We start from the raw sequence: 26,573 nt of genomic DNA on the forward strand, positions 1-26,573 counted from the left end.
AGAGTGTTTAACTATTTGGGGACATTTTTTTATGGATAGCTTTTTTTAGCTCAGCGCCGGCTCTTGCTGGCTTAAACAGTGGAAACTTCCCAGCCCCCAAATAATGTCGACGGAATTTATTCCTATGACTTTACGTGTAGGGAAACAGCCTTGGATGATATCCAGTGCTCTTTGGTCATTTTTATCGTTGAAGATCGGTACAACAACAACATCGTTTGCAATGTAGAAATTAGCATAAGAAGCAGGTAATCTTGTTTCGTCATAGATGACCGGTGCTGGCATTGGGAGTTCAATGATATGCAGTGGCTCTCCATTTAAAAGTCTAAATGAACGAAGTGTTGCTAGATTTTCTTGAAGTATCTCATAGTTCTCATCTGTTGGATCTTCCTCCACAACCGTTAAAACGGTGTTTTCGTTGATGAAACGTGTAATATCATCAATGTGTCCATCTGTATCGTCTCCAACGATACCGTCTCCAAGCCATAAAACCTGTTCCTGACCGTAAAATTCTTTCAAATAGGTTTCTATTTGTTCTTTTGTCAGGTGTGGATTTCGGTTTTTATTCAATAGACAAGCGGTTGTTGTCATGATTGTTCCTGCGCCATTAAACTCGACTGAACCGCCCTCCATGACGATATCAGGGGTAAATAAAGGAAGGTTAAATTCTTTGGCAATACGCGTTGGAACGACGTCATCCAAGTCGAAAGGAGGGTATTTTCCACCCCAGGCATTATAACCCCAGTCGACAACTGCTTTTTGATTTGTTGCCTGGTTAATAATAAAAGCGGGACCGTGGTCTCTACACCAAGCGTCGTTAGTCGGATTAAAATAGAATTCGATATTGCTAAAATCTGTTGTCACTTCTTTGAGCGCGGTAATAGCAAAATTTTGCATTTCCTCATTAGCGACGTTAATCCTTACTTTTTGCCCTGCTGCTACGACTTTAATAAATTCGCAATAGGGTTTGTATATTGTTTCAATCTTCCCAGGCCAAGATTCCTCTTTATGTGGCCAGCTCAACCATAAGGCTTCTTGCTTTGCCCATTCTGCGGGAAATGAGAAGCCCTGTTGTTTTGGGGAATTGTCAAAATAGTCCTGTGTGAATGTCTTTTTTTGTTCCATACTTATTTTAAGGGGATTAAAAAAAGCCATTTCAGTTCGTTTCAGCACAGTTGTGTGCGTTCGAAACTGAAATGGCTAGAATATCCAATATTAGTCTTCGTCAATAAAACGTTTGGTGATCGGTGCGTATGTTTCGATTCTTCGGTCTCTCAAAAATGGCCAATGTTTTCTGAAATAGTCCGATTCATTTAAGTCCAATTCGACGACCTCAATTTCTTCTTTGTCATGTGAGGCAAGGTAAAGCAATTTGCCCTGTCCGTTCGTAACGAAGCTTCCACCCCAGAATTTCATCGCACCATTTTGTTCAAATCCTACACGGTTAACGGATACAACAGGGACACCATTTGCAACGGCATGGGAGCGTTGTATTGTTTGCCACGCATTGTATTGATCTTTGTTGGTTTCTTCATCTTGATCGGTTGCCCATCCGATAGCTGTAGGGTAGAATAAGATTTCGGCACCCATCAATGCGGTAATTCGAGATGCTTCAGGGTACCATTGATCCCAGCAAATTAAAATGCCTATTCTTCCAAATTTTGTTTTGAATACTTTGTAGCCTAAATCTCCTTGCGTAAAATAGAATTTTTCATAAAATGCAGGGTCATCTGGAATATGCATTTTACGATATTTCCCTAAATAGGAACCATCTGCATCTAATACAGCGGTCGTATTATGGTACAATCCTTCTGCTCTTTTTTCAAATAATGAAGCGATAATTACGACACCTGCTTCTTTAGCAACAGCCGATAGCGCGTCCGTCGATGGGCCGGGAATGGATTCAGCCAGTGCGAAATTGTCATAATCTTCCACATCGCAGAAATATAAAGAGGTAAATAGTTCTTGCAGACACACAATTTGCGCACCTTTTGCAGCGGCTTCTTTTACTTTAGCGATAGCTTTTTCGAGATTCTCTTGTTTGCTTGCGGTACAGCTCATCTGTACAACTCCAACTTTTACTTTGCTCATTCTTTAATGCTTATTTTAATACAGCACAAAGATACTATTCTTAACTTGGATTTGGTCTGTGGGAAAAACAAAAAGAGCTCTTAGAGCTCTTTTCGTAATCTTGCTACAGGAATATTCAATGCTTCCCGATATTTTGCCACCGTTCGCCGCGCAATATTGTAGCCTTTTTCTTTTAGGATCTCAGTTAATTTCTCGTCAGCCAAGGGTTTCCGTTTATTTTCTTTTGCGATGCACTCCTCCAATATTTTCTTAACCTCTTTATTAGATACTTCTTCACCGGAATCCGTTTGGATAGCTTCAGAGAAAAATGATTTTAAGAGAAATGTTCCAAATTCTGTTTGTACGTATTTCGAATTTGCTACCCGCGACACAGTTGATATATCCATATCGATTTTGTCGGCGATGTCTTTCAATATCATTGGTTTTAACTTACGATCATCACCAGTAAGGAAATAGTCATATTGGTATTCCATGATTGCATTCATTGTTTTTAATAAGGTTTGTTGACGCTGTTTTATTGCATCAATAAACCATTTGGCGGAGTCAAGTTTTTGTTTGACGAATTGCACAGCCTCTTTCATTTTTTTATCCTTTTGATCCGATTTCTCGTAATGCTCAAACATGTGTTGGTAATCACGACTTATGCGGAGCTCAGGCGCATTTCGGCCATTTAAAGTCAAATGTAGTATGCCATCATTATTGCTGATATGAAAATCCGGGATAATATGAAGTTGTTTGCCTGCAACCGCGCCGGAGTCTCCTGGTTTTGGGTTAAGTTTTAGAATCTCATTGACTACATTTTTTAGATCCTCAGATGAAACGCCTAAAGATTTTTCTAATTTATCATAATGCTTTTTGGTGAACTCCTCAAGGTAATTCGATACGACTTTAATCGCAAGTTTGATGGTTGGATTTTGTGTATCTTTTTTTTGTAACTGGATCAACAGGCACTCTTGCAAATCACGGGCTCCAATTCCCGCAGGCTCAAAATCTTGAATTACTTTTAGCATGTCTAAAACTTCCTGCTCATCAGTCATTACATTTTGACCAAAAGCTAGGTCGTCTACAAGATTGATAATTGGACGGCGTAAATAGCCGTCGTCATCTAGACTACCAATGATTTGTTGGCCAACTAAAAAGTGCTTGTCATCTAATGCCAAGAGGTCCAACTGTTGTTGCAGCTGCTCATAAAAGGAGTGTTGAATAGCAACAGGCATTTCTTTGCGGTCGTCATCGTCGTCTCCATAATCATAGCCGTTGCCATAATCTTTGAAATCATCTTCCTGGATATAGTCTTCTAAACTAAAGTCTTCTGAATCGAACCCATCTTCATTATCAAAATTATCGTCTGGATCTTTATCGGGGTATTCTTCTATAGGGTCGGTCATATTAGTCAAGCTACCATCTTCTAACGCAGGGTTTTCTTCTAATTCTTCCTTGATTCGAGCATCTAATGAAACCGTCGGAACCTGCAACAATTTTATAAATTGTATTTGTTGCGGAGACAATTTCTGCAATAGCTTTTGTTGTAATGTTTGTTTTAACATGCTAATAGTTGACTTTTTTACATCTAAATTTAAACAAATATCATTATTATTTTAAAATAAAATCGATAATAAATAAAAAATGGGTATAATATTTGTGGAACGGGGTGCCAAAAATTATAAACAAAGATGAGATTGGGTCTGTTTTCTCCGGACGGCTATTTTACTATTGAATTGTTGTGGTTATTTCCAAAATCGACCCTTTGGAATTCTGTGGCATTTTATAGTTGTTTGACGGGTGTTTTTTATTGTTAAAAAATGTAAATAGTTGATTACAGCGATTTATTTAGTTGTATATTTAGCCCCTGAAAATAGATAAAAAGGCATATTGGGCGGGCGTAAAACCTTTTGCTGGTCGGATGTGTTGAATATAAGATAAATTTCCATTTATGTTTAAACGTATTAAGAATAGGATTCTTCGTTATCTCCTTATAGCAATATATTTTGTCATTATATTGATTTGTGCTATACAATTAAATTTTTTATGGCTCTTTGGTTATTCCCCGACAAAAAAGGATATTGTTATGCCTAGCGTTAATATTTCTACGGAATTATATACGGCAGACAGTGTTTTAATTGGGCGATATTTCGACGAGGATAGAAATCCAATTCCATTTGATAGCATTCCTAAATCGGTTACAAGTGCGTTGATAGCAACTGAGGATGTACGTTTTTATAGTCATAATGGTGTTGATTTTTTTGGTTTAGGATCAGGTATTATCTCTACTTTAAAAGGGGATAAGCGTGGCGCGAGTACAATTACGCAACAGTTAGCTAAAAATCTTTATCGTACGCGTTATAATAAGGCGGGTGGTTTGTTGACACGTCTTCCTGTTGCAGGCCTGGTGGTAACGAAGTTTAAGGAGTGGATGACGGCTTATAAATTGGAGCAACGCTATTCTAAAAATCAGATATTGGAAATGTATTTAAATACAGTATCCTTCAGTAATAATGCTTATGGGATTGAGACTGCTGCAAAACGCTATTTTTCAAAAGGAGCCAATCAATTGAATCAAAATGAGGCTGCTGTTTTGATCGGCATGTTAAAAGGTACTACTTTATATAATCCTATTCGTAATCCTGAAAATGCATTTGTCAGAAAAAACACCGTTTTAAGTCAAATGTATAAAGGTGGTTTTTTGAAAAAAGAGGAATATGATAACCTTGTAAAAGAGAAGATTGTTTTGAATACGAATAGTCAAGACCTTAATGCTGGCGGGGATTCTTATTTACGTGCTGCTGTAGCTAAGTGGTTGGAAAAATGGGCTGAAGATAATAATTATGATATCTATACAGATGGCTTGAAAATTTATACCACTATAAATTCTAAACTTCAAAAGCATGCTGAAGAAGCTGTAGCAAAACAAATGTTGGAATTACAGCAACGTTTAAATAATACCTGGGAAGGACAAGAGCCTTGGCGCGATCTGTCAGGTAAAGTTATTCCTAATTTTTTGGATAATCTAGCTAAGAAAACTCCTTATTATGCTTTTTTGAGTAAGAAATATGCAAATACTCCTGATAGCATCAGTTACTTCTTGAATAAAAAGAAGAAGATCGAAGTCTATAATTGGAAGGATGGCAGTAGGATCGAAAAGGATATGTCTACAATGGATTCTTTGAAATATTATGCCATGATGCTAAATGCGGGGATGATGTCCATGGATCCATATTCAGGTGAAATTAAAGCTTGGGTGGGTGGAATAAACCATCAATATTTTAAGTATGATCACGTGATGCAAGCGAAGCGACAAGCGGGATCCACATTTAAGCCTTTTGTATACTTGGCTGCATTGGAGTCAGGGATGTCTCCATGTGATAAGATTACCGACAAGCCTGTTACGATCAAGATTGATAAAGGGGATTCCGTGGAGATATGGGAACCCAAAAATGCAGACTGGAATTTTTCTTATCGAGAAATGTCTCTGCGTCATGCAATGGCGCGTTCTATTAATTCCGTTACAGTACAATTGACTGATATGGTTACGCCTGCGAAAGTTGTTGATGCAGCCCATCGTTGTGGTATCACGAGTAAATTAAATCCGGTTGCCTCTGTAGGGTTAGGACCTAATGATGTTTCTGTTTTTGAAATGGTGAATGGGTACTCAACGATGATGAATCACGGTGAGCGTGTCACTCCTTTATTGGTGTCTAAGATCGAAGATCATGATGGTAATGTTATTGCTACTTTTCAGGCGGAGCGTAAACAAGTGGTGGATAAGCAAGATGCCTGGTTGATGACGTATATGTTGCGTGGTGGTATGGAAGAACCTGGAGGTACATCTCAGGGATTGTGGGAATGGGATTTATTTGATAAGGAAAATGAAATCGGCGGAAAGACAGGTACTTCTTCCGAATATGTAGATGGTTGGTATATGGGGGTAACTAAAGATTTGGTTACAGGTGTTTGGGTTGGCTGCGACGAACGGAGTATTCACTTTAAAAATTCCCATTCTGGAGAAGGTTCTCGTACAGCATTGCCAATATTTGGTGTGTATATGGAGTCTGTTTATAAAGATAAACAGTTGGGGTATACCCAAGGTAAGTTTCCTAGTCCTACTGTTGAAATTACGAAATCTTACAAATGCGAAACTCCGCGTTATAGTGATCCAGAGCCAGATCAGAGTGATTCTACACAAGTGGAAGAGCCTGTTGATGAAGGATTTATTGGACCAGAGGAAGAGGGAGCGGAGCATCCTGTTGAGCGTAATCATACTGAAGGTGCTGATAGTGGAGCGAGTAGCGAAGGGTCATCCTCGTTGGAGGAGGTCGGTAGTCAAAACTGATACTACTTAAAGAGGATTATATCTAAAAAATAAAGATGGCCGCCTAGTTTAACTAAGGTGGCTTTTTTTATGTTAGGCTGCGTGGTTGGAATCTCTCTTGTTGAACGCTTGGTGTTGCTGTGGAAAAAGATTATTCCAGTTAGGGTTGTATTTACGAATGAGCCGTTCGACTTGCATGGTCGTAAAATGCTGCAGTTCGCTTATTCTCTTATTGGCCGTCTCCGAATTTGTGAAAGATTCTGTGTAGATTATTCTATTTAAACTAGGTCCTTGGTTGAAAATAAAACTATTGGATTGCTGTAATTCCATTACTGTACTAAAGATATTGGAACTGAGGCCGATTTTAAAGTGTTTACGATTGTTGTCAGTTGATATATATACAATAAAATTGTTCATAATGCTAAATTATTTGGACGTTTAAAATATATTTACTAATTTTATTGGCACAATATTACTAATAAAATTAGTTTTTGCAAAATGTTTTTTTGAAAAAATAATATGTCAAATATTTCGTCCAATCTGAAGTTCCTTCGAAAAGGAAAAAAAATCACACAGCAACAATTTGCTGATCTTATGGAAATTAAGCGTGCATCTGTCGGTGCGTACGAGGAAGATCGAGCAGAGCCCAAATATGAGTTATTAAAGAAGATTGCCGAATTCTATGGTTTGACTATGGATGAGTTGGCAAACGATGTTATTGATGATAAATGGAAGCCGGTTCCCAAAAGCAACGCCTCAAATTTAAGGGTGCTTAGTGTGACTGTAGACGCAGATGATCGTGAAAATATCGAACTTGTTCCCGTTAAGGCAAGTGCCGGGTATTTAAATGGGTATGGGGATCCGGAATATGTGGCTGAGTTGCCTAAGTTTTCGCTGCCTATGTTTGGTCAGGGTACATTTCGCGCTTTTGAAATAAAGGGGGACTCGATGTTACCTTTGCCATCGGGGTCCATTATTGTAGCGGAGTATGTGGAAAATTGGCATGATATTAAACCTGGGAGTACCTATGTTGTGTTGTCTAAGGAAGATGGCGTGGTGTATAAACGTATTGCTTTTAAATTTAAAGAAGATAAAGGTTTGAAACTTGTTTCTGATAATAAGACATATGAGCCTTACTGGGTGGAGACTGCCGATATTCTTGAGGTGTGGAAGGCGAAGGCTTTTATCAGTACACAACTGCCAGAGCCTACGCCAGAGCCAACAATGGAAACATTGACGAGCATGATGGCGCAGATGCAGAAAACAATTAATGCGGTGGTAGATAGTTCGAAATAGCGGGGAATTATCTGCGTGTTTTTATGATATAGTTGCGCTGTGAAGAGAATTTCTATGACCGAGGAGCGATCGATAGCTTGTTTTTATAGGGAATGTAGGAGTGTTGGATACAAAAACAATCTATCTAATTTTGTTTTTTATTTTATAAAATGCTATATTTGCATATCTGAAAGGAAGGGGGCTCGTATTGCCCCCTTTTTTTAATTCAATTAATTTAGCATTTCTAGAAACAGAACAATGCAGCATATAGAAAAGAGAGTTATTGAACTCATCGCGGAAAAAATTGCAGATCGCGAGGATTTGTTTATCGTCAGTGTGAAGATGCGCCCAAATAAAATTCTTGAGATTCTTTTGGACGGAGATAATGGTGTAAATATTGATGATTGTGCACAGGTGAGCCGTCATGTCGGTTTCCACCTGGAGGAGGAAAATGTAATTGATGACGCTTACCGTTTAGAGGTTTCATCTCCAGGTATTGATGCTAATTTTGTTAATATTCGACAATATCAAAAGAATATAGGTCGTACAGTTCAGGTGAAGTTGAACGATAATACAAAAGTTGAAGGTACATTATTGGCCGTAGACGAGATGAAGATCAATGTTCTTCAGAAGATAAAAGAAAAAGGTAAAAAAGCACAAGAGGTAGAAAAAGAACTTCCTTTTGATCAAATAAAAGCAACAAAAGTGGTAATTTCATTTTAATAATAATGAGTAACAGCAACATCAATCTGATAGACTCTTTTCAAGAGTTTAAGGAGTTTAAGAATATCGATAGACCTACTGTTATTACAGTATTGGAAGAGGTTTTTCGTAGTATGATCCGTCGTCGTTTTGGTACGGATGAAAATGTGGATGTTATCGTGAATCCAGATAACGGAGATTTGGAGATTTGGAGGACGCGTGTCGTTGTTGAAGATGAGTTTTCAGAGGATGATGATCTTGAAATCGAATTGGCAGAAGCTAGAAAGCATGATGAAGATTTGGAAGTAGGCGATGATTTTATTGAACAGATCACATTGGAAAGCTTTGGCCGTCGTGCAATTTTAGCTGCACGTCAGACGCTTGTATCTAAGGTTTTGGAATTGGAAAAAGACGAAGTCTTTAAGAAATATAAAGATAGAGAAGGAGAGTTGGTCATTGGTGAGGTTTATCAGATTTGGAAAAAGGAAATCTTGGTATTGGATGAGGACGGTAATGAATTAATTCTTCCTAAATCAGAACAAATTCCAGCTGACTATTTCAAAAAGGGAGATGGTATTCGCGCAGTTGTGCATAAAGTGGATATGATGAATAATAATCCAAAGATTATTATTTCACGTACCGCACCTGCGTTCTTACAACGTTTATTTGAACTTGAGGTTCCTGAAATTTTTGATGGTTTGATTACGATCAAGAAAATCGTTCGTGAACCAGGAGAAAGAGCGAAGGTTGCTGTTGAGTCTTATGATGATCGTATTGATCCTGTAGGAGCTTGTGTTGGTATGAAGGGATCCCGTATTCATGGTATCGTTCGTGAACTGCGTAATGAGAATATTGACGTAATTAATTTTACAACAAATCATTCATTGTATATCGCTCGTGCTTTGAGTCCAGCAAGGATTAGCTCAATCAAAATCGATGAAGAAAATAAGACTGCGGCTGTATATTTAAAATCGGATCAAGTTTCTTTAGCAATTGGTCGTGGAGGACACAATATCAAATTGGCTGGTAAATTGACTGGTTATGAAATTGATGTTTATCGCGAAAATGACGAGTTTGATGAAGACGTTGATATCGAAGAATTCAGCGATGAGATTGAAAGCTGGGTTATTGATGAATTGAAACGTGTTGGTTTGGATTCAGCGAAGTCGGTGTTGTCTCTTAGCGAAGAAGAGCTGGTTAGACGTACCGATTTGGAAGAAGATACTGTTCGTGAGATTGTACGTATTTTACAAGCTGAATTTGAATAAAATTCAGCTCGTTAATTTTTTTCTATCTAACATTCGGAATAAATTGTTTATGGATGGAAAAAAACATATTTTTGTAATTATATTAAAATAGTTTATATTATAGATGACTGAAGGAAAAGGAACAAACTTGCTTAAAGCAGCAAAGGAACTCAACATCGGGATACATACCGCCGTGGAATGTTTAGTGAAAAAAGGATATGATGTAGAAGCAAAGCCTAACACTAAATTGAGCGGAGAGATGTATGGTGTGCTGTTAAAAGAGTTTCAGGGAGACAAATCACTGAAAGATGAAGCTAAACAAATTGTGATTGGCAAAATTCGTCGTGAGGAGTCGCCGTCCACTTCTCCTAAGGAATCATCTAAGAATGAGGATTTCGAAGATCATGACGAATCCAAGGAAATCTTGGTCAAGAATACGGTAGAAATCCCTTCTGTTAAGGAAACTACTCCTACAAAAGTAGAGGAGCCTGTTCATCAAGGTGGTATGAAGGTGGTTGGTAAGATTGATCTGGACGCATTGAATAGAGGCGGAAGTAAGGTCAAGAAGGAAGAACCTGTTAAGGAGGAACCAAAAACCGTCAAAGAAACACCTGTAGAGGTTAAAGCTGAAGCTAAGGTGGAAGAAAAGAAAGAAGCCGAAGTCAAAGCGCCTATTGTTGAAGCGAAAAAAGAAGAACCAAAGGTTATTGAGAAGAAGCCGGAAGTTGTCGTGCCAAAAGCTGAAATAGAAAAACCCGAAGTAAATAAAACTGAAGTAAAAGCAACTCCGGTTGTAGAGACAAAAACTGAACCTGTGAAGGTAGAAGACAAGAAAAAAGAAGAAACAGCGCCGAAAGCTGTACCAGTAACTCCAATAGTGGAGCCTGTGAAAAAACAAGGAGATGAAATTATTTCTGCTCGCGCAGAAAGATTGACAGGTCCTAAAGTCATTGGTAAGATTGAATTACCATCTGCTAGACCTTCCCACAAACCAGTGGCTTCATCTTCAAATGCTGGAAATAATAATGAGAAACGTAAGCGTAAGCGTACGAATCCAAATGGTCCAGTAAACCCAAATGCGGGGCAAGGTCAAGGTCATAATAACCAACACCGTGGGCCGCGTGATGGTAACAACCCCAACAACCGGGACCAACAAGGAGGTAACCGAGGTGGGAATCATGGTCCTAACAACAACCCGAACAATCGTCCAGGGCAAAACAACAACCAACAGCATGGTAGACCGGGACAAGGAGGTAACAACCAACACCCAGGTAGACCAGGACAAGGTACGAGACCACAACACGGTAATCGTTTTGACAATAGAGGTAAGGGAAGACCTGTTGAGAATAAGGAAGAGCCTACTGAAAAGGAAATCCAAGATCAAATCAAGGCAACACTTGCTCGTTTGAGTGGTGCAGGTAAATCTGGTAAATTTGCGCAACGTGCCAAATTGAGACGTCAGAAACGTGATGATGTTGCTCAACATGCAGAAGAAGCTGCAATGGAGCAAGAAATGATGGCGAAAATATTGCGTGTTACAGAATTCGTAACTGCAAACGAATTAGCTAATTTGATGGACGTTCAGGTAACCCAAATTATTGCAACTTGTATGAGTTTGGGTATGTTCGTGTCAATTAATCAACGTTTAGATGCGGAAACTTTAACAATTGTAGCGGATGAATTTGGTTATCAGGTAGAGTTTATCAAACCTGAGGATGAGGAGACTGCTGAACTTGAGGAACCGGATAACGAAGCGAATTTGGTTTCAAGAGCCCCTATTGTAACGGTCATGGGACACGTTGACCATGGTAAAACATCTTTATTGGATTATATCCGTAAGGCGAACGTTACTTCTGGTGAGGCTGGTGGTATCACCCAACATATCGGTGCATACGCGGTGAAATTGGAGGATGACCGTAAAATTACATTCTTGGATACTCCTGGTCACGAGGCTTTTACGGCTATGCGTGCTCGCGGTGCTAAAGTGACGGATATTGTTATTATCGTTATTGCAGCGGATGACGCAGTCATGCCGCAAACAAAAGAAGCAATCAACCACGCGCAAGCAGCGGGAGTACCAATCGTATTTGCATTTACTAAAGTAGATAAACCGGGAGCAAATCCTGATAGAATCCGTGAGCAGCTTTCTGCGATGAATATCTTAGTTGAAGACTGGGGTGGTAAGTTCCAAGCGCAAGAGATTTCAGCAAAAACGGGAGAAAATGTTGACCTATTATTAGAGAAAGTTCTATTGGAGGCTGAGATGTTAGATCTAAAAGCTGATCCGAAAAAACGCGCTGTTGGTTCAGTAATTGAAGCAGCTTTGGATAAAGGTCGTGGTATCGTGACAACGGTATTGATACAAAGTGGTACATTACGTGTTGGAGACCCTATTTTAGCGGGATCACATTCAGGTAAGGTGAAGGCTTTGACTAATGAAAGAGGTGAACGTGTTAAAGAGGCTGGACCGTCTGTTCCAGTACAAATCTTGGGTATGGCCGGCGCACCAACAGCAGGGGATAAGCTTTATGTTCTTGAAAGCGAGTCTGAAGCTAGAACTGTAGCCAATAAACGTCTTCAGTTACAACGCGAGCAAGGTATGCGTGCAACTAAACATATTACCTTGGATGAAATCGGTCGTCGTTTGGCCATCGGTAACTTTAAAGAACTTAATATTATCGTTAAAGGTGATGTGGACGGTTCTATTGAAGCATTATCAGATTCATTATTGAAATTGTCTACTGACGAGATCCAAGTTAATATTATTCATAAATCAGTGGGTGCGATCTCTGAATCAGATGTATTGTTAGCTTCTGCTTCCGATGCGATCATCATAGGTTTCCAAGTACGTCCAACACAAAACGCACGTAAGTTGGCAGAGAACGAGCAAATTGATGTACGTTTATATTCGATCATCTATGATGCGATTGATGAAATCAAGTCTGCGATGGAGGGTATGTTGGCTCCGAAATTTGAGGAGAAAATTGTTGCTGAGGTTGAAATCAGAGAAACTTTCAAAATTTCTAAAGTTGGTACGATTGCCGGATGTATGGTTAAAGAAGGTAAGATCAATAGAAATAATGATATCCGCATAATCAGAGATGGTGTCGTAATTCATACCGGTAAACTGGCATCTTTGAAACGTTTCAAAGACGATGTGAAAGAAGTTTCAATGGGTTATGAATGTGGTTTAAATATTGACCGTTTCAATGATATTCAAGTAGGAGACATTGTCGAAGCTTACGAACAAGTTGAAGTGAAACGTAAATTGTAATCACTTAGTGATACACTAATAAAACAGAAAGCGGCATTGATTTTAATCAATGCCGCTTTCTGTTTTAACGTTCGTATAGTTCTATTGGAACCTGATCAGGATCAAAGAAGAATGTAAAGCGTTTATTTGTTAACTCGTCTATTCTGATCCCTTCGTGTGATACACCTGCTTTTTCGAGCTTATTTAATTCTAGGTCGAGATTATCGACTTCGAATGCAAGATGTCTTAAACCGGCGGCTTCTGGAAAGCTGAGCCGATTAGGCGGTGATGGGAACGAAAAAAGTTCTATAATGTAATGATCATTGAGTTTGAGATCCAGTTTGTAGGAATCACGTTCCACACGATAGTATTCTCTAGCAATCTCTAGGCCCAGTATGTCAGTATAGAATTTCTTTGAACGCTCATAATCACTACAGATAATAGCGATATGATGTATCTTGTTGAGGTTTAATTTCATTATTAAATTTTATCTCATTGCGTTTGTTATACAAGGTTGTTCCTTAAGGATATGGGTCATATACAGACTATTTACAATGTTTCATCTTATTTTGCTCTTTCATATTGTTTAGGCCAGGGGATGTCAGCGTTTAATTCTTTGGCAAAATGTAATGGAAGATGTGGATCATCAAGAAATCCCCGCGCGATTAAGATTAAATCAGCTTGCTTTTGAGCGATGATCTCGGACGCTTGGATAGCCGTTTTGATTAAACCTACTGTGGCAACGTTATTCTTGGTATGTTCCTTAATCGCGATGGCGAAAGGGAGCTGATATGCTGGCCCTACATCTATTTTTTGATAGGAGACCAAGCCTCCACTCGAGACATCAATTAAATCTACCCCCAATGTATACAGTAGTTGTGATAAGGCTATAGACTGCTGTAAATCCCAGCCTGCTTCGGCCCAATCTGTTGCTGAAATACGTACCCATAAACTTTGGCTTGTTATTTCTTGTTTTACTCTTTTCACAATTTCAATAAGAAAACGTATCCTATTTTCAAAGATCCCGCCGAAAGAGTCTGTCCGTAAGTTGCTCAGTGGTGAAAGAAATTGATGGATCAGATATCCATGTGCGGCATGGAGTTCAATAATTTCATAGCCTGCCTGTATGGCTCTTTTCGTTGCTGTTCCGAATTGTTCAATCAGATTTTCAATGGCGTCTACATCAAGTTCCTGTGGTTCATAATCTCCAGAATGGAAAGGGATCGGAGATGGGGCGACTGTTTGCCAACCCTTTGGATCCGCTGGTGAAAATTGATTCCGCCCGACCCAGGGTTTATTACTGCTTGCTTTGCGGCCCGCATGAGCAAGTTGTATGCCCGGTATGGAATCATTTTCTTTAATGAACTCGGTTATTTCTTTTAATTTTTCGATATGCTGGTCGTCCCATAAACCAAGGTCTCCATCACTGATTCGACCGTCAGGGCTAACTGCTGTTGCTTCCTGTATTACTGCTGCAGCTCCGCCGATTGCAAATTGGCCCAAATGAACCAAATGCCAGTTATTTGCAAAACCATCCATTGCGGAGTACTGGCACATTGGAGATACGACCAAACGATTTTTCAATTGCAGGTTTCCAATATTTACTGATGAAAATAATTGACTCATAATTGCGTGTTTATAGAAGGCAGGAGCAAGGAAAGCTCCTGCCTTGATCAATTCTTTGTTTTGTAAAGAGATGCCCTCAGAAGCCTTTATTTAAATCTTTGTGAACCGTGGTTCAACTGTTAAGGATTTGTAGACCATAAAGATGCTGATTTTAGCATTGCTCTTCTTGGCAGTTTTAAATTAGCAACCACTAACTCTGCGAAATCTTCAGGCTGGAGAACTTTTTCTGGATCGCCATCGGTAAGTCCAAGTTCTTTGGACATATCGGAAGCAATCGTGCTTGGCATTAGCGTGCATACCCGAATATTGTTTTTCCGTACTTCCCGCATTAAAGAATCGGCGAAGCCAATGACGCCAAACTTTGATGCACTATAAGCGGAAGTGGTGGCCGCACCGTTTAATCCGGCTGTCGAAGATACCATAATGATATCGCCTTGATTTTTTTCAATCAGTTGTGGAAGGATAGCTTTTGTAACAAAGTATGTACCCAAGAGATTGGTATGAATGATCGATGTCCAATCGGCAACGTCCATGTCGAGCACAGAGGAAAATGATGCCACTCCCGCATTGTTAATTAAGATATCAAAGCTACCGAAAGTATTTTTCAGTTGCTCGATCTCCTGTTGTACAGCACTATAATTTGATACGTCAAAAACGGCATAAGTGACCTCGGTGCCTAGCTCGGCAAGTTCCGCAGCCGTATCCTTCAAAGCAGCTTCATTTCTCCCAGTAATCGCGATATGTACACCTTCTTTGGCCAATGCGAAAGCAATTGCTTTTCCTAATCCCCGCGCACCACCTGTAATTAAGGCTCTTTTTCCTGTTATATTTTCCATAACATAAAAATAGGTATGATCTTTTTTATTCGTGTCAGATGAACCTCAAAAAGGCAACTTATTTTGCCTTTTTGAGGATATTTTCGATAATAGGGTAAGTGTTGTTCCGTATGTCTTCAAATTGGTCCACATGACGCCATTCCGCTTTGGTAATATCTTCTGCGGTTTGTGGAATCAGTTTAGGGACTTTATTCACTCCCATTTCGTACCAGTTTGTTGCTTTCAGGACGAATTCTCCATTTCGCAAAAAATAGGTATGGTAGGATGTGGTAATTTTCTTTCCCAAATAGTTGATTTTGATACCACATTCCTCTTCGACTTCACGTACTGCTGCTTCCCGCATTTTTTCATTGTCTTCCACTTTGCCCTTAGGAAGGTCCCATTTTCCCAACCGGTAGATAAAAAGATAATCCCCATCACCGTTTTTAACCAATCCACCGGCTGCTTTGATGAGCTTAATTTTATTTTTTAAGTTTTGAAATACAGTTTCAAAATCCTTGTTGATGTAGAGATATGTTTTTGGAACTTTATCAATTTCAGATTGTTTGAAAAGTTTTTGGAGGTCAATCTCTTGAAAACTAATTGTTTGTGGGTTTTTGGTTTTCGATGGAACGAAATCTGCTAAAATTAGCACGGTTTCGTTCATATAAATTTTATAAATTTGCGCCATGAATAATTTAAATGAGGTTGAACAAAAAGTTGCTGAATCCTTATTGCAAATTAAAGCAATAAAATTGCAACCTAAAAGTCCTTTTACATGGGCGTCGGGTTGGAAGTCTCCAATTTACTGTGATAACCGTATCACTTTGTCTCATCCATCGATCCGTACATACATTCGTCAAAAGCTTTCTAAGCTTATTCAGGAAGAGTTTGGATCAGTGGATATGATTTCTGGAGTTGCTACGGCAGGTATTCCACAAGGCGTTTTGGTAGCACAGGATTTGGGACTACCATTTTCTTATGTTAGAAGCTCAGCTAAGGACCATGGTCGTCAGAATTTAATTGAAGGAGAAGTGGTTAGCGGTCAACGTGTAGTTGTAATTGAGGATCTAATTTCGACAGGTAAGAGTAGTTTAGTGGCTGTAAAGGCATTACGTGAGGCTGGCTGCAATGTTGTTGGCTTGGTGTCTATTTTTACTTATGGATTGCAACAAGCTACTGATAATTTTGCCGATGCAAAATGTCCTTATTTCAGTTTATGTAATTATGATGCTTTGATTCAGGTCGCTGCTGAAAATAGTTATGTATTGGAGGAGGATATTGAGATCTTGAAAAAGTGGCGATTGAATCCTGCTACTTGGGGAGATAATTTTCAATAAAGGAAGATTAATTTATCGTTATGACTACTATTCAGAACACAACAGAAATCAACACAAATGTCAGCGAGGTGTATACATTTTTGTCGGATCTCAACAATCATGAACAGTTGATGCCGGAAAATATTTACAATTGGTCTTCGACTACGGACGAAGCTCGATTTACAATACAGAATATGGCAAAGCTAGCACTTAAGGTAGAAGATCGTGTCGAAAATCAAATCATTAAGTTGGTTCCTTTGGAGAAAGCGCCTTTTGAGGTTACTCTTCGTTGGGAATTGCAAGCGATTAGTGATACTGTAACAGAGGCAACTTTTATTATCGATGCTGATCTTAATATGATGATGAAGATGATCGCTGCTGGACCACTTCAAAAATTAGTTGATTTTCAGGTCAACAAATTAAAAGAAGTGTTAGGGTAGGTTGTTTATAACGGATATAAAAAAAAGCTCGATTAGTAATAATCGAGCTTTTTTTTATGCTAGTCTTTCATTGACTTTTTTCCAGTTCACAACATTCCACCAATTTTTAATATAATCGGCTCTCTTGTTTTGATAGTGCAGATAATACGCATGCTCCCATACATCAAGACCTAGAATGGGGATACCTTTTACCTCTGCAACATCCATTAAAGGGTTGTCTTGATTTGGAGTAGAGGTAATTTTTAAGTTACCTGAGTCATCCAAAATCAACCAGGCCCATCCCGAACCGAATCGTGAGGTTGCTGCTGCAGCAAATTGTTCTTTGAATTTGTCTAAAGAACCAAATGTCTTATTGATCATCGTCAATAATTTTTCGGAGGGCTGGCTCGGCTTATCGGACAGGCTTTCCCAAAAAAAGTTATGGTTCCAAGCTCCACCAGCGTTATTCCTTGCTTTGGGAGAGTACTTAGATATGTTTGCTAGAAGTTGCTCCTCTGAGGCTTCTTTGATATTTTCAGCAAGAATGGCTTCGTTAACGGCGTTAATATAGGCCATATGGTGCTTTGTATAATGGATTTCCATTGTCAACGCATCAATATTAGGCTCCAAAGCGGCATAACTGAAAGGTAATTTTACTTGGGAAAACTTTAAAGTAGCGGCATTTAATTCAGTAGCTTTCGCGGAAGCAATATCTTGTAATATTGATCCAGATACAGCGATGCCTAGTGTAGCTTTTGCTGCATTTTGAAGGAAGTTTCTGCGTGTTTGCATATAATCTTATTGTGATTAGTTTTGATATAAATATAACGTGAAATTTTACAAATATTGTGCAAGAATTGTCTGTTAATTGTAATACAACAAAATTGTTATAAATTCATCTTTTAAGTCGGCATATATTGTTTTGAATTTTGGTTTATGCTACACATAATTTGCATCCTTTTACGAGCGATTCAAGGCAGTCTTAGGGCAGGGTAGCTAGAGAATTATAATTGTTTATAAAGTCAAATTTAGCTAAGTTTGATTTATGTATACATTAAGGATCTCAAAAATTATCCCCCAACCTAATAATAACATTACTTTTCAGCTTGAATCTATAGCAGGAGACTATCCTTCCTATAAAGCTGGGCAGTTTATTACACTTTCTTTTGTGTTTGGTGATCGTGAGGTACGTCGTTCTTATTCTTTTAATAGTTCGCCTGATAATAATGAGCCCTTAAGTATCACTGTTAAGCGTGTCGAAAATGGGGAAATATCCCGACTGCTCCACCATACTATTGTGGAGGGGGATATCGTCAATGCAATGGAACCTCAGGGTTTATTTGTATATGAACCTGAACCGGAAAAGGTTCGGACCTTATTTTTGTTTGCTGCAGGAATTGGCATTACACCCTTGTATGCTATTCTGAAAACAGCGCTTCTTGCTGAAAGTAAGTCCAAAATAGTGTTAATTTACAGTAATAGTACGCTGGAGTTAACACCGTTCCGATCGGAATTGGAGCACTGGGCAGATCGATTTCCTGATCGCTTAACTATTGTGTGGATTTACTCCAATAGTAAATACTTGATGAAAGCCAGGTTAAATAGAGATTATATACATGCTATTGTTAACGATCATTTGTTTGGAAATAAGGAAGATGCTTTGTTTTATACTTGCGGTCCTGTGATTTATATGGACTTATGTCGTTTTACACTTTTGGGGATGGGATTTGATTCCAATCAGATAAAACGAGAGACATTTCTATTGCCCGAAAATGAAGAGGATGATGATGATGAGACCGAAAAGGAAGTCGATAGAACAACCTATGCCATCGAACTATCTTTTCAAGGTAAAACTTATAATCTAGAGGTTCCCTACAATAAATCTATTTTAGATATAGGGCTAGAGCATAAAATTAAGTTGCCATATTCCTGTAAATCCGGTATGTGTAGTACGTGTATTTCGCAGTGTACAAGGGGGAAAGTAAGAATGGACTATAATGAGGTGTTAACAGATCGCGAAGTTGAACAAGGAAGAATACTTTTGTGCACGGGGCATCCGGTAGAAATGAATACCGCTATTGAAGTACTATAATTGAGCATTGGTATTTAATCCAAAAATATGGTGTGCAGTTATGGGGCGCCAGAAATATTTAAAATTGCATATACAAGTAAATTTATCTAAGTTTGGATATAACCGTTTTATAGCTAACTATTATGGGGAAATTACTCTGGAGCCCAACAGAAGAGCAAAAATCTCAATCTGAGATCAATAAGTTTAAACAATATGTTGAGAAGGAGCATGGCTTATTCTTTCCATCCTATCAGGAGCTTTGGGCATGGTCTACGACGGAACTGGCTAGTTTTTGGAAGAGTATAGCCACCTATTTTAATATAAAGTTTCATTCAGACTTTACAACCATTGTTGAGTCGCCAGCAGATTCCTCAAGCTTTATCGGAACAAAGTGGTTTGCGGGGGCTACCTTGAATTATGCTGAACACGTATTTCGAAACACAACGGAAAAGCGTCCCGCATTAATTTTTCAATCTGAACAGCAAGCTAAAAGAGAGGTGTCATGGACTGAGTTGGAATCCATGGTTCTCAAACTTCAGGTCTACTTGAAAGAATTAGGTGTACAAAATGGAGATCGCGTAGCTGGCATATTGATTAATGGCATTGAAGCTGTTGCGTTATTTTTGGCTGCCAATTCCATCGGTGCTGTTTGGTCCTGTTGTTCGCCCGACTTTGGGGAGGCGAGTATTCAGGATCGTTTTGAGCAGATTGAACCCAAAGTGCTCTTCGCAAATTCCAGTTATTACTATAATGGCCGTCTTTTTGAAAAGGCGGAGAGTATTAAACAACTTTCTCTGCGGCTACCATCTTTACTGGCTTGTGTTTTGATTGATGACAATATTTGGGAAGAGATTCTGAAAAAGGATCTTACACAAGCTGAGCTCCAATTTACAGCAATGCCTTTTGATGCTCCAATATGGATTTTGTATTCTTCGGGAACTACTGGCAAGCCCAAAGCCATTACACATGGAGTTGGTGGTATGCTGCTAGAACATATGAAAGCACTTGGACTGCATCAAAATGTGCAAGAGGGGGATCGATTCATGTGGTATTCCACTACCGGATGGATGATGTGGAATTACGCGCTTTCGGCCCTTTTAATGGGAAATACATTGTGTATATATGATGGGGCCACGAATTATCCCGATAAATTGAGTCTATGGAACTTTGCTCGGGAAAGCAAGGTGGATCATTTTGGCGTTGGCGCTGCTTATCTCATCTCCTGTCAGGATCAAGATTTAAAATCCATGGCTTATCAGCCGAAAACAATAGGATCGACAGGTTCACCACTTCCACCAGATGTGTTTGAATGGCTAAATGTACAGTTTCCAAAGAGTCAAATTGTCTCGCTAAGTGGTGGTACAGACGTTTGCAGTGCCTTTCTTTCGGGGTGTACATTGCTTGATGTTTATGCGGGAGAGATTCAATGTCGCACCCTAGGAGCTAAGATAGAAGCATTTGATGAGAATGGTCATCATCTTTATGGAGAGGTGGGAGAACTTGTTATTTTAGCTCCCATGCCCTGTATGCCCATCTATTTTTGGAATGATTTGGCGAATAAAAAATACTTTGATAGTTATTTTGATAAATATAGCGGTGTTTGGAGTCATGGTGATTGGATTAAGATCACTGCACATGATGGCATAATTATGTACGGTCGTTCAGATGCAACGCTGAACCGGGGTGGTGTACGTATAGGTACTGCAGAGATCTATAATGTTTTAAATAGAACCGAAGGGGTCTTGGATAGTTTGGTTATCTGTGTAGATCATGAAAATGGATCATCTGATATGTTGCTTTTTGTTCAATTGGATAATGGTTTATTGAATGATGCGTTAAAAGGGGAAATTAAAAGGGAGCTTCGGCAGCAATATAGTCCGCGACATGTGCCTGACGATATTTTTCAGGTAGCGGCTATTCCTTACACGTTAAGCGGTAAAAAACTGGAGCTGCCTATTAAGAAGATTTTTTCGGGGATGCCCGTAGAAAAAGCGGTGTCAGTAGATATTATGCGGAACAGAGAATCTTTGTTAGACTTTGAAGCGATAAGTAAAATCTGGAGAAGATCTTAAGTATAGTATGCTATAAAAATACCTAATTAGTAAACCCCTCGGATGACGAAGTTTATCGTTTGAGGGGTTTTCTAATTTAATTTTACTCCACTCAGACCTGTATAACACCTACATTATACCGTTCTAGAATAGGCTTTTCGTTGGCAGCTTCAATTCCCATGCTGATGACTTTTCGTGTTTCTTCAGGTGCTATAATTCCATCAACCCATAATCTTGCAGCAGCGTAATACGGACTCAGTTGCTCGTTGTACCGATCTTCGATTGATTTAAGGAGACTGTTTTTTTCTTCTTCATTGATTTCTTGACCCTTGGTTTTTAAAGCTGATTCTTGGATTTGAAACAGTGTCTTGCCCGCAGCGGCACCGCTCATGACAGCCATTTGGGCAGTTGGCCAAGCGTAGATTAGTCGTGGGTCATACGCTTTTCCACACATCGCATAGTTTCCTGCGCCATAACTATTTCCAACAATAAAAGTGAACTTTGGGACTACGGAATTGGCCATTGCATTTACCATTTTTGCTCCGTCTTTGATAATCCCCCCTTGTTCTGATCGGCTTCCTACCATAAATCCAGTGACGTCCTGAAAAAACACAAGCGGAATGTTCTGCTGGTTGCAATTCATGATGAAGCGCGCTGACTTATCTGCTGAATCACTATAGATGACCCCGCCCATCTGCATTTCCATTGCGTTGCCGGGTTTCTTGGCTTTGATAATTTCACGTTGATTGGCAACAATCCCGACAGCCCAGCCGTCTACGCGTGCGAGGGCGCATACAATTGTTTTTCCATAATCGGGTTTGTATTCTTCTAAAGTCTCTGCATCTACAATTGCATTCAAGATATCCTGCATGCGATAAGGTTTTGTCCTGTCTTCGGGAAGAATCTCTACTATTTTACTCGGATCTGTTTTTGGAGGAAGGCTTTTCTTTCTGTTGAAATTAGCTTTTGGATTTCCACCTATTTTATCGATAACATTTTTTATAGCCTCTAAACAACTTTGGTCGTCGGGAAATTTATTGTCTGTCACGCCGGAGATCTCCGAATGGGTAGAAGCTCCGCCGAGTGTTTCAGCGTCTACGGTTTCACCTATTGCAGATTTGACCAGGTATGGGCCTGCTAAAAATACAGAGCCTGTTCCTTCGACGATAAAGGCGTAGTCGGACATAATAGGGAGGTAAGCGCCACCTGCCACGCAACTTCCCATGATTGCTGCAATTTGAGGTATTCCCATGGAAGACATTCGGGCATTGTTACGGAATATGCGGCCAAAGTGTTCTTTATCGGGAAATATTTCATCCTGCATCGGTAAAAATACGCCTGCAGAATCTACCAAATAAATAATTGGAAGATTGTTTTCCATGGCAATTTCCTGTGCGCGTAGATTTTTCTTGGCAGAAATAGGGAACCAGGCTCCTGCTTTTACGGTTGCATCGTTAGAGACGATGACACATAGTTTGGATTTTACATAGCCTAGTACCGCTGCACAGCCTGCATTTATGCATCCACCATGTTCTTTATACATTCCCTCGCCGGCAAACATGCCTATTTCCAGATATTCTCGGTCTGGGTCCAGTAGATATTCTATTCGTTCCCAGGCTGACATTTTGCCCTTTTCTTTCAGTTTTTTTATTTTATCGATGCCACCACCTAGTTTTAAATTTTCTCTTTTTTGGCGAAGTAATGCGAGTAGCTCCTTCATAATTTATAATCTTGGTTTTAAAAAGCTGTTGAATTAAGAATTTCTTATTTTTAGATAAATTTAAAATAAAATTTTAAAATATTTGCAATTTTATTCCTAAATATTTTGATATATTTGAATTGAATTACCGATTGTAAATTTAATATTCATGCTTATGTTTATTGAAAATAAACAACAAATGGATATGATCAGACAAAGTGCACGAGATTTTGCACAGTATCATATCAAACCTTATGTGATGGAATGGGACGAAGCCCAAATATTTCCAATAGAAGTTTTTAAAAAGTTAGGCGAACACGGTTTCATGGGTGTGATCGTTCCAGAAGAATATGGTGGATCGGGACTCGGATATCAGGAGTATATTACTGTTTTGGATGAGATTTCCAAGGTGTGTGGCTCAATTGGACTTTCCGTAGCAGCGCATAATTCGTTATGTACAAATCATATATTAAGCTTTGCTAGTGAAGAACAGAAGAAACGTTATCTTCCAAAGTTGGCGACAGCTGAATGGATCGGTGCCTGGGGACTTACAGAGACAGGTTCTGGTTCGGACGCTGGTGGAATGACGACATTTGCTGAGAGAGATGGTGATCACTACGTGTTAAATGGTTCTAAAAATTTTATCACGCATGCCATCAGTTCTAGTGTTGCTGTCGTTATTGCGCGGACGGGGGTCAAGGGAGATAAAAAAGGGATGTCGGCTTTTATTGTTGAGAAAGGTACACCTGGATTTACCGCAGGAAAGAAAGAAAATAAATTAGGGATGCGCGCCTCAGAAACTGCCTGTCTGTTTTTTGATAATTGTCGGATTCATCGGGATCAACTCATCGGTGAAGAAGGGCAGGGGTTTGTGCAGGCCTTAAAATTATTGGATGGCGGACGTATTTCTATTGCGGCACTTTCTTTGGGTATTGCACGCGGAGCTTACGAGTGCGCGTTGAAATATGCGCACGAGCGTGAGCAGTTTGGGAAAAAGATTTACGAATTTCAAGCGGTTTCTTTTGCACTTGCAGATATGGCTACACAGGTGGAAGCCAGTGAACTGTTGACGAGGCAGGCAGGCTATTTAAAGGATCATGGAGATCGTGTTTCTAAAATTGGTGCGATGGCTAAACTTTATGCGTCAGAGGCTGCCGTTAGTGTCTCGAATGAATCTGTACAAATCTTTGGCGGTTATGGATTTACAAAGGACTATCCTGCCGAGAAGTTTTTTAGAGATGCCAAGTTATGTACAATAGGTGAAGGGACTTCAAGCATTCAGAAAATGGTGATCGCTAGAGAGATTGAGAAAGATATTTTATAGCATATTATGAGGGATCAAGTTGTATTGGTTGATTGCCCAAGAGACGCTGTTCAAGGGCTTCATAACTTTATTGAGACAGATAAGAAAATTAAACATATCAATACGTTAATCGAAAGTGGGCTGTTTGATGTTATTGATTTTGGATCTTTCGTTTCGCCGAAAGCAGTTCCGCAGTTGGCGGATACAAAAGCAGTACTGGAAGGAATCAGAACGAATGAGAAAGTGAAGTTATTGGCGATTGTTGCCAATCTTCGGGGTGCGCAGGAGGCAGCTCTAGAGGAAAAAATCCACTTTTTAGGGTATCCATTTTCAATATCGGAAACATTTCAACTTCGAAATACCAATATGGGCTTGGCGGCTTCTTATCAGCAGGTAAAAGAAATGAAAGCTTTGGCCGACTCACAGCATAAATCTCTGGTCGTTTATATTAGCATGGCTTTTGGAAACCCATATAGTGACCCTTGGTCCCCACTTTTGGTAGAAGAGTGGATTGGAAAATTATGCGATCTTGGCATTCGGGAATTTTCTTTGGCAGATACAACTTCAGAAGCCGATGCAAATCAGATTTCAGAATTATTTAGTTTTGTTAAAACTCGTTTTCCAACACTGGAAGTAGGTGCACATTTTCATGCAAGGCGAGAGGAAAGTCTTGCAAAGGTTGAAGCAGCTTACCTCGCAGGTTGCCGTAAATTTGAAGGCGCATTGCTCGGTTATGGCGGCTGTCCATTTGCAAAAGATGATTTGGTCGGTAATATACCTTCAGAGCTGTTGTTGCATTATTTTGGACGAGGAACTGATGCTGAAATAATCGGATTGGAGCATAGTTTCAGACAAATGATTTTGTAGATGGAAAAACTGAATTTTATTAAAGTGCACGTTGAGGGGCATGTGTTCAACTTGACCTTAGCCCGTTCGGATAAAAGAAATGCTTTTAGTCCGACAATGGTGAGCGAAATAGCCTATGCATTGAATCTGGCGAATAGCAATCCTGATGTTCGTTTAGTACAAATAGAGGCTGAAGGTCCCGTGTTCTGTGCTGGTATGGATCTTAAAGCTTTTGAGGACCCTACATTAGATATTGGAAATTCGGCAATTCCCAAGGTTGAAAAATCACTGGCAGAAATATTTGCCTGTTTAGATAAGCCTTCAATCTGTGTTGTTAGGGGAGATGTTATTGCAGGTGGTTTTTTGATAGCATTATCCTGTACGTATTTGTTTGCTCTCCCACATGTACGTTTTTCTTTGCCTGAAGTGAAAATTGGACTTTTTCCATTTCAGGTGTTGGCGTTGCTTACAGAATATATGCCTGAAAGAAAAGCGATGGATCTCTGTATCAGTGGTCGGTCTTTTTCTGCTGAGGAGGCTTTGGAAAAAGAAATTTTGTATGGCATGCTGGATGCTGAAGAAACAGTATTGATTGAATTGAAAAGGACGATTCTGGAAAATGCACCCTTGGCTATATCACGGGGTTTTGTAGCACTGCGAAAATTAAAAGAGCAAGATTATGATGATAAGTATAACTTTCTATTGGAGAGCTTGGCAGATTTACGTAAAACCAATGATTTCAAAGAGGGAATGGATGCAATGCGAAATAAAAGAAAAGCCAACTGGCAAAATAGCTAATTAAAATGATCGAAAACTAGGTCTGCTTGTCAGCGGCGAGAATTCCCAGGGAATGGAGCTAAGAGCGATCAGGAGAGCTAGTCCAAACCAGATTAATAATATTTTAAAACGTCGATCGTTTGTATCGGCGTTTTTGCTTTTAAGGGCACCTAATGTTAAGCAGATTGCGGCAATAATCATCATGCTACTGTGCTCCATGCCGAAGAAGCGAATTTGCCTGAGGTGAACTGCTTCGTCAAAATGTTGCAGGAAGTACTGTGTGATGGGGCTCAGTACATAGAGGCTAAAACCTAAAACTAGCTGAATATAAAAAGAAATAACCGTAGTTTTTACAAGAAATTGATCGGTAGGGGAGAATGGATGTTCCTTTTTTCTTTTGTGAAAAAAATTCACGAGACTAATCGTTAGTACAATCAGTACCTCCCATCTCCATAAAGAATGCATCGCTAGAATGAAAGGATAAATGTAATTCATCATACAGACAAAGATGGTAATAAAATAGATTTAATGCTATTTTAAGCAATATCATCGCATAAAATAGACGGCGGTTTTTCATCAGTTGACTAATCTGTTGTTCAAAGTATGTCATATTTATGTGTATTTATTGTTTATATAAATTTTTTATTATTTTGATTATTAGATTGTTTTGTATATTGTTTAACTCTTGGTTAATACTACTGCTGCGTGTAATTTGTTGTTTATCGTTCAGGTGCAGAATAACAATTAACTGGTTCAAATAGACAGCTCAAATG

Annotated in this window: 23 protein-coding genes; 12 read left to right on the forward strand and 11 right to left on the reverse strand. The window is 39.3% G+C overall.

Annotation, left to right across the window (positions count from 1 at the left end):
- Window positions 1-45 precede the first annotated feature (45 nt).
- From A9970_RS24280 to rpoN, 3 genes are all read right to left on the reverse strand, one after another.
- Window positions 46-1,122 (reverse strand): agmatine/peptidylarginine deiminase, encoded by a 1,077-nt coding sequence (locus A9970_RS24280; protein ID WP_182331225.1) that lies wholly within the window; start codon window positions 1,120-1,122, stop codon window positions 46-48.
- Window positions 1,123-1,212: 90 nt separating this feature from the next.
- Window positions 1,213-2,088, reverse strand: a complete 876-nt coding sequence (locus tag A9970_RS24285; protein WP_182984030.1) for a carbon-nitrogen hydrolase — start codon at window positions 2,086-2,088, stop codon at window positions 1,213-1,215.
- Between the two features lie 80 nt (window positions 2,089-2,168).
- The gene (gene rpoN / locus A9970_RS24290) at window positions 2,169-3,635 is read right to left on the reverse strand and encodes an RNA polymerase factor sigma-54 (protein ID WP_153848700.1); all 1,467 of its coding nucleotides are present in this window, start codon (window positions 3,633-3,635) and stop codon (window positions 2,169-2,171) included.
- A gap of 521 nt (window positions 3,636-4,156) precedes the next feature.
- On the opposite strand from rpoN, the gene A9970_RS24295 reads away from it, so the two are divergent.
- The gene (locus A9970_RS24295; protein WP_310889302.1) at window positions 4,157-6,418 is read left to right on the forward strand and encodes a transglycosylase domain-containing protein; all 2,262 of its coding nucleotides are present in this window, start codon (window positions 4,157-4,159) and stop codon (window positions 6,416-6,418) included.
- Window positions 6,419-6,490: 72 nt separating this feature from the next.
- On the opposite strand, the gene A9970_RS24300 is transcribed toward A9970_RS24295, so the two are convergent.
- On the reverse strand, window positions 6,491-6,814 hold the full coding sequence (locus tag A9970_RS24300) for a GIY-YIG nuclease family protein (protein ID WP_159731063.1): 324 nt from the start codon (window positions 6,812-6,814) through the stop codon (window positions 6,491-6,493).
- Between the two features lie 102 nt (window positions 6,815-6,916).
- Between A9970_RS24300 and A9970_RS24305 the strand changes: the two genes are divergently transcribed.
- From A9970_RS24305 to infB, 4 genes are all read left to right on the forward strand, one after another.
- Window positions 6,917-7,693, forward strand: a complete 777-nt coding sequence (locus A9970_RS24305; protein WP_153848246.1) for a LexA family transcriptional regulator — start codon at window positions 6,917-6,919, stop codon at window positions 7,691-7,693.
- 237 nt (window positions 7,694-7,930) lie between these two features.
- Window positions 7,931-8,395 (forward strand): ribosome assembly cofactor RimP, encoded by a 465-nt coding sequence (gene rimP, locus A9970_RS24310; protein ID WP_159731061.1) that lies wholly within the window; start codon window positions 7,931-7,933, stop codon window positions 8,393-8,395.
- 5 nt (window positions 8,396-8,400) lie between these two features.
- Window positions 8,401-9,642, forward strand: coding sequence for a transcription termination factor NusA (nusA, locus tag A9970_RS24315; protein ID WP_070567754.1), 1,242 nt, complete (start codon window positions 8,401-8,403; stop codon window positions 9,640-9,642).
- A 103-nt stretch (window positions 9,643-9,745) separates the two neighbouring features.
- Window positions 9,746-12,895 carry a translation initiation factor IF-2 gene (infB, locus tag A9970_RS24320; RefSeq protein WP_153848248.1) on the forward strand — a complete coding sequence of 1,050 codons (3,150 nt, stop codon included), beginning with the start codon at window positions 9,746-9,748 and terminating at the stop codon, window positions 12,893-12,895.
- Between the two features lie 64 nt (window positions 12,896-12,959).
- Here the strand turns inward: infB and A9970_RS24325 are convergent, their stop codons facing one another.
- The 4 genes from A9970_RS24325 to A9970_RS24340 form a co-directional block, all read right to left on the reverse strand.
- The gene (locus tag A9970_RS24325; RefSeq protein WP_120332627.1) at window positions 12,960-13,352 is read right to left on the reverse strand and encodes a VOC family protein; all 393 of its coding nucleotides are present in this window, start codon (window positions 13,350-13,352) and stop codon (window positions 12,960-12,962) included.
- Window positions 13,353-13,438: 86 nt separating this feature from the next.
- A complete protein-coding gene (locus A9970_RS24330) occupies window positions 13,439-14,500 on the reverse strand; it encodes an NADH:flavin oxidoreductase/NADH oxidase (RefSeq protein WP_182984032.1) in 1,062 nt (353 codons plus the stop codon).
- A gap of 119 nt (window positions 14,501-14,619) precedes the next feature.
- Window positions 14,620-15,336 (reverse strand): 3-ketoacyl-ACP reductase, encoded by a 717-nt coding sequence (locus A9970_RS24335; RefSeq protein ID WP_182984033.1) that lies wholly within the window; start codon window positions 15,334-15,336, stop codon window positions 14,620-14,622.
- Between the two features lie 58 nt (window positions 15,337-15,394).
- The gene (locus A9970_RS24340; protein WP_232475558.1) at window positions 15,395-15,982 is read right to left on the reverse strand and encodes an NUDIX domain-containing protein; all 588 of its coding nucleotides are present in this window, start codon (window positions 15,980-15,982) and stop codon (window positions 15,395-15,397) included.
- Between the two features lie 22 nt (window positions 15,983-16,004).
- Here A9970_RS24340 and pyrE point away from each other — a divergent pair, with 22 nt between their 5' ends.
- Both pyrE and A9970_RS24350 read left to right on the forward strand, forming a co-directional pair.
- Window positions 16,005-16,655 (forward strand): orotate phosphoribosyltransferase, encoded by a 651-nt coding sequence (gene pyrE, locus A9970_RS24345; protein WP_182984034.1) that lies wholly within the window; start codon window positions 16,005-16,007, stop codon window positions 16,653-16,655.
- 20 nt (window positions 16,656-16,675) lie between these two features.
- Complete coding sequence (locus A9970_RS24350) at window positions 16,676-17,074, forward strand: SRPBCC family protein (RefSeq protein WP_182984035.1); 399 nt, start codon at window positions 16,676-16,678, stop codon at window positions 17,072-17,074.
- Window positions 17,075-17,128: 54 nt separating this feature from the next.
- Here A9970_RS24350 and A9970_RS24355 read toward each other — a convergent pair whose 3' ends face one another.
- Window positions 17,129-17,845: a superoxide dismutase gene (locus A9970_RS24355; RefSeq protein WP_159731051.1), complete on the reverse strand. Its 717-nt coding sequence runs from the start codon at window positions 17,843-17,845 to the stop codon at window positions 17,129-17,131.
- 253 nt (window positions 17,846-18,098) lie between these two features.
- Here A9970_RS24355 and A9970_RS24360 point away from each other — a divergent pair, with 253 nt between their 5' ends.
- A complete protein-coding gene (locus A9970_RS24360; RefSeq protein WP_182984036.1) occupies window positions 18,099-19,145 on the forward strand; it encodes a ferredoxin--NADP reductase in 1,047 nt (348 codons plus the stop codon).
- A gap of 122 nt (window positions 19,146-19,267) precedes the next feature.
- Window positions 19,268-21,196 carry an acetoacetate--CoA ligase gene (locus A9970_RS24365; RefSeq protein ID WP_182984037.1) on the forward strand — a complete coding sequence of 643 codons (1,929 nt, stop codon included), beginning with the start codon at window positions 19,268-19,270 and terminating at the stop codon, window positions 21,194-21,196.
- A gap of 91 nt (window positions 21,197-21,287) precedes the next feature.
- Here A9970_RS24365 and A9970_RS24370 read toward each other — a convergent pair whose 3' ends face one another.
- Window positions 21,288-22,895 (reverse strand): acyl-CoA carboxylase subunit beta, encoded by a 1,608-nt coding sequence (locus tag A9970_RS24370; protein WP_182984038.1) that lies wholly within the window; start codon window positions 22,893-22,895, stop codon window positions 21,288-21,290.
- A gap of 154 nt (window positions 22,896-23,049) precedes the next feature.
- Here A9970_RS24370 and A9970_RS24375 point away from each other — a divergent pair, with 154 nt between their 5' ends.
- From A9970_RS24375 to A9970_RS24385, 3 genes are read left to right on the forward strand one after another with little or no spacing between them, the layout of a single operon-like run.
- The gene (locus A9970_RS24375; protein ID WP_182984039.1) at window positions 23,050-24,198 is read left to right on the forward strand and encodes an acyl-CoA dehydrogenase family protein; all 1,149 of its coding nucleotides are present in this window, start codon (window positions 23,050-23,052) and stop codon (window positions 24,196-24,198) included.
- A 6-nt stretch (window positions 24,199-24,204) separates the two neighbouring features.
- The gene (locus A9970_RS24380; protein WP_120332633.1) at window positions 24,205-25,044 is read left to right on the forward strand and encodes a hydroxymethylglutaryl-CoA lyase; all 840 of its coding nucleotides are present in this window, start codon (window positions 24,205-24,207) and stop codon (window positions 25,042-25,044) included.
- Entirely contained in the window at window positions 25,045-25,821 is a 777-nt protein-coding gene (locus A9970_RS24385) for an enoyl-CoA hydratase/isomerase family protein (protein WP_159731043.1), read from the forward strand.
- On the opposite strand, the gene A9970_RS24390 is transcribed toward A9970_RS24385, so the two are convergent.
- Entirely contained in the window at window positions 25,822-26,298 is a 477-nt protein-coding gene (locus A9970_RS24390) for a hypothetical protein (RefSeq protein WP_182984040.1), read from the reverse strand.
- Window positions 26,299-26,573: the final 275 nt, after the last annotated feature.

It is taken from the genome of Sphingobacterium sp. UME9, assembly GCF_014170215.1.
Lineage (GTDB): Bacteria > Bacteroidota > Bacteroidia > Sphingobacteriales > Sphingobacteriaceae > Sphingobacterium > Sphingobacterium paramultivorum.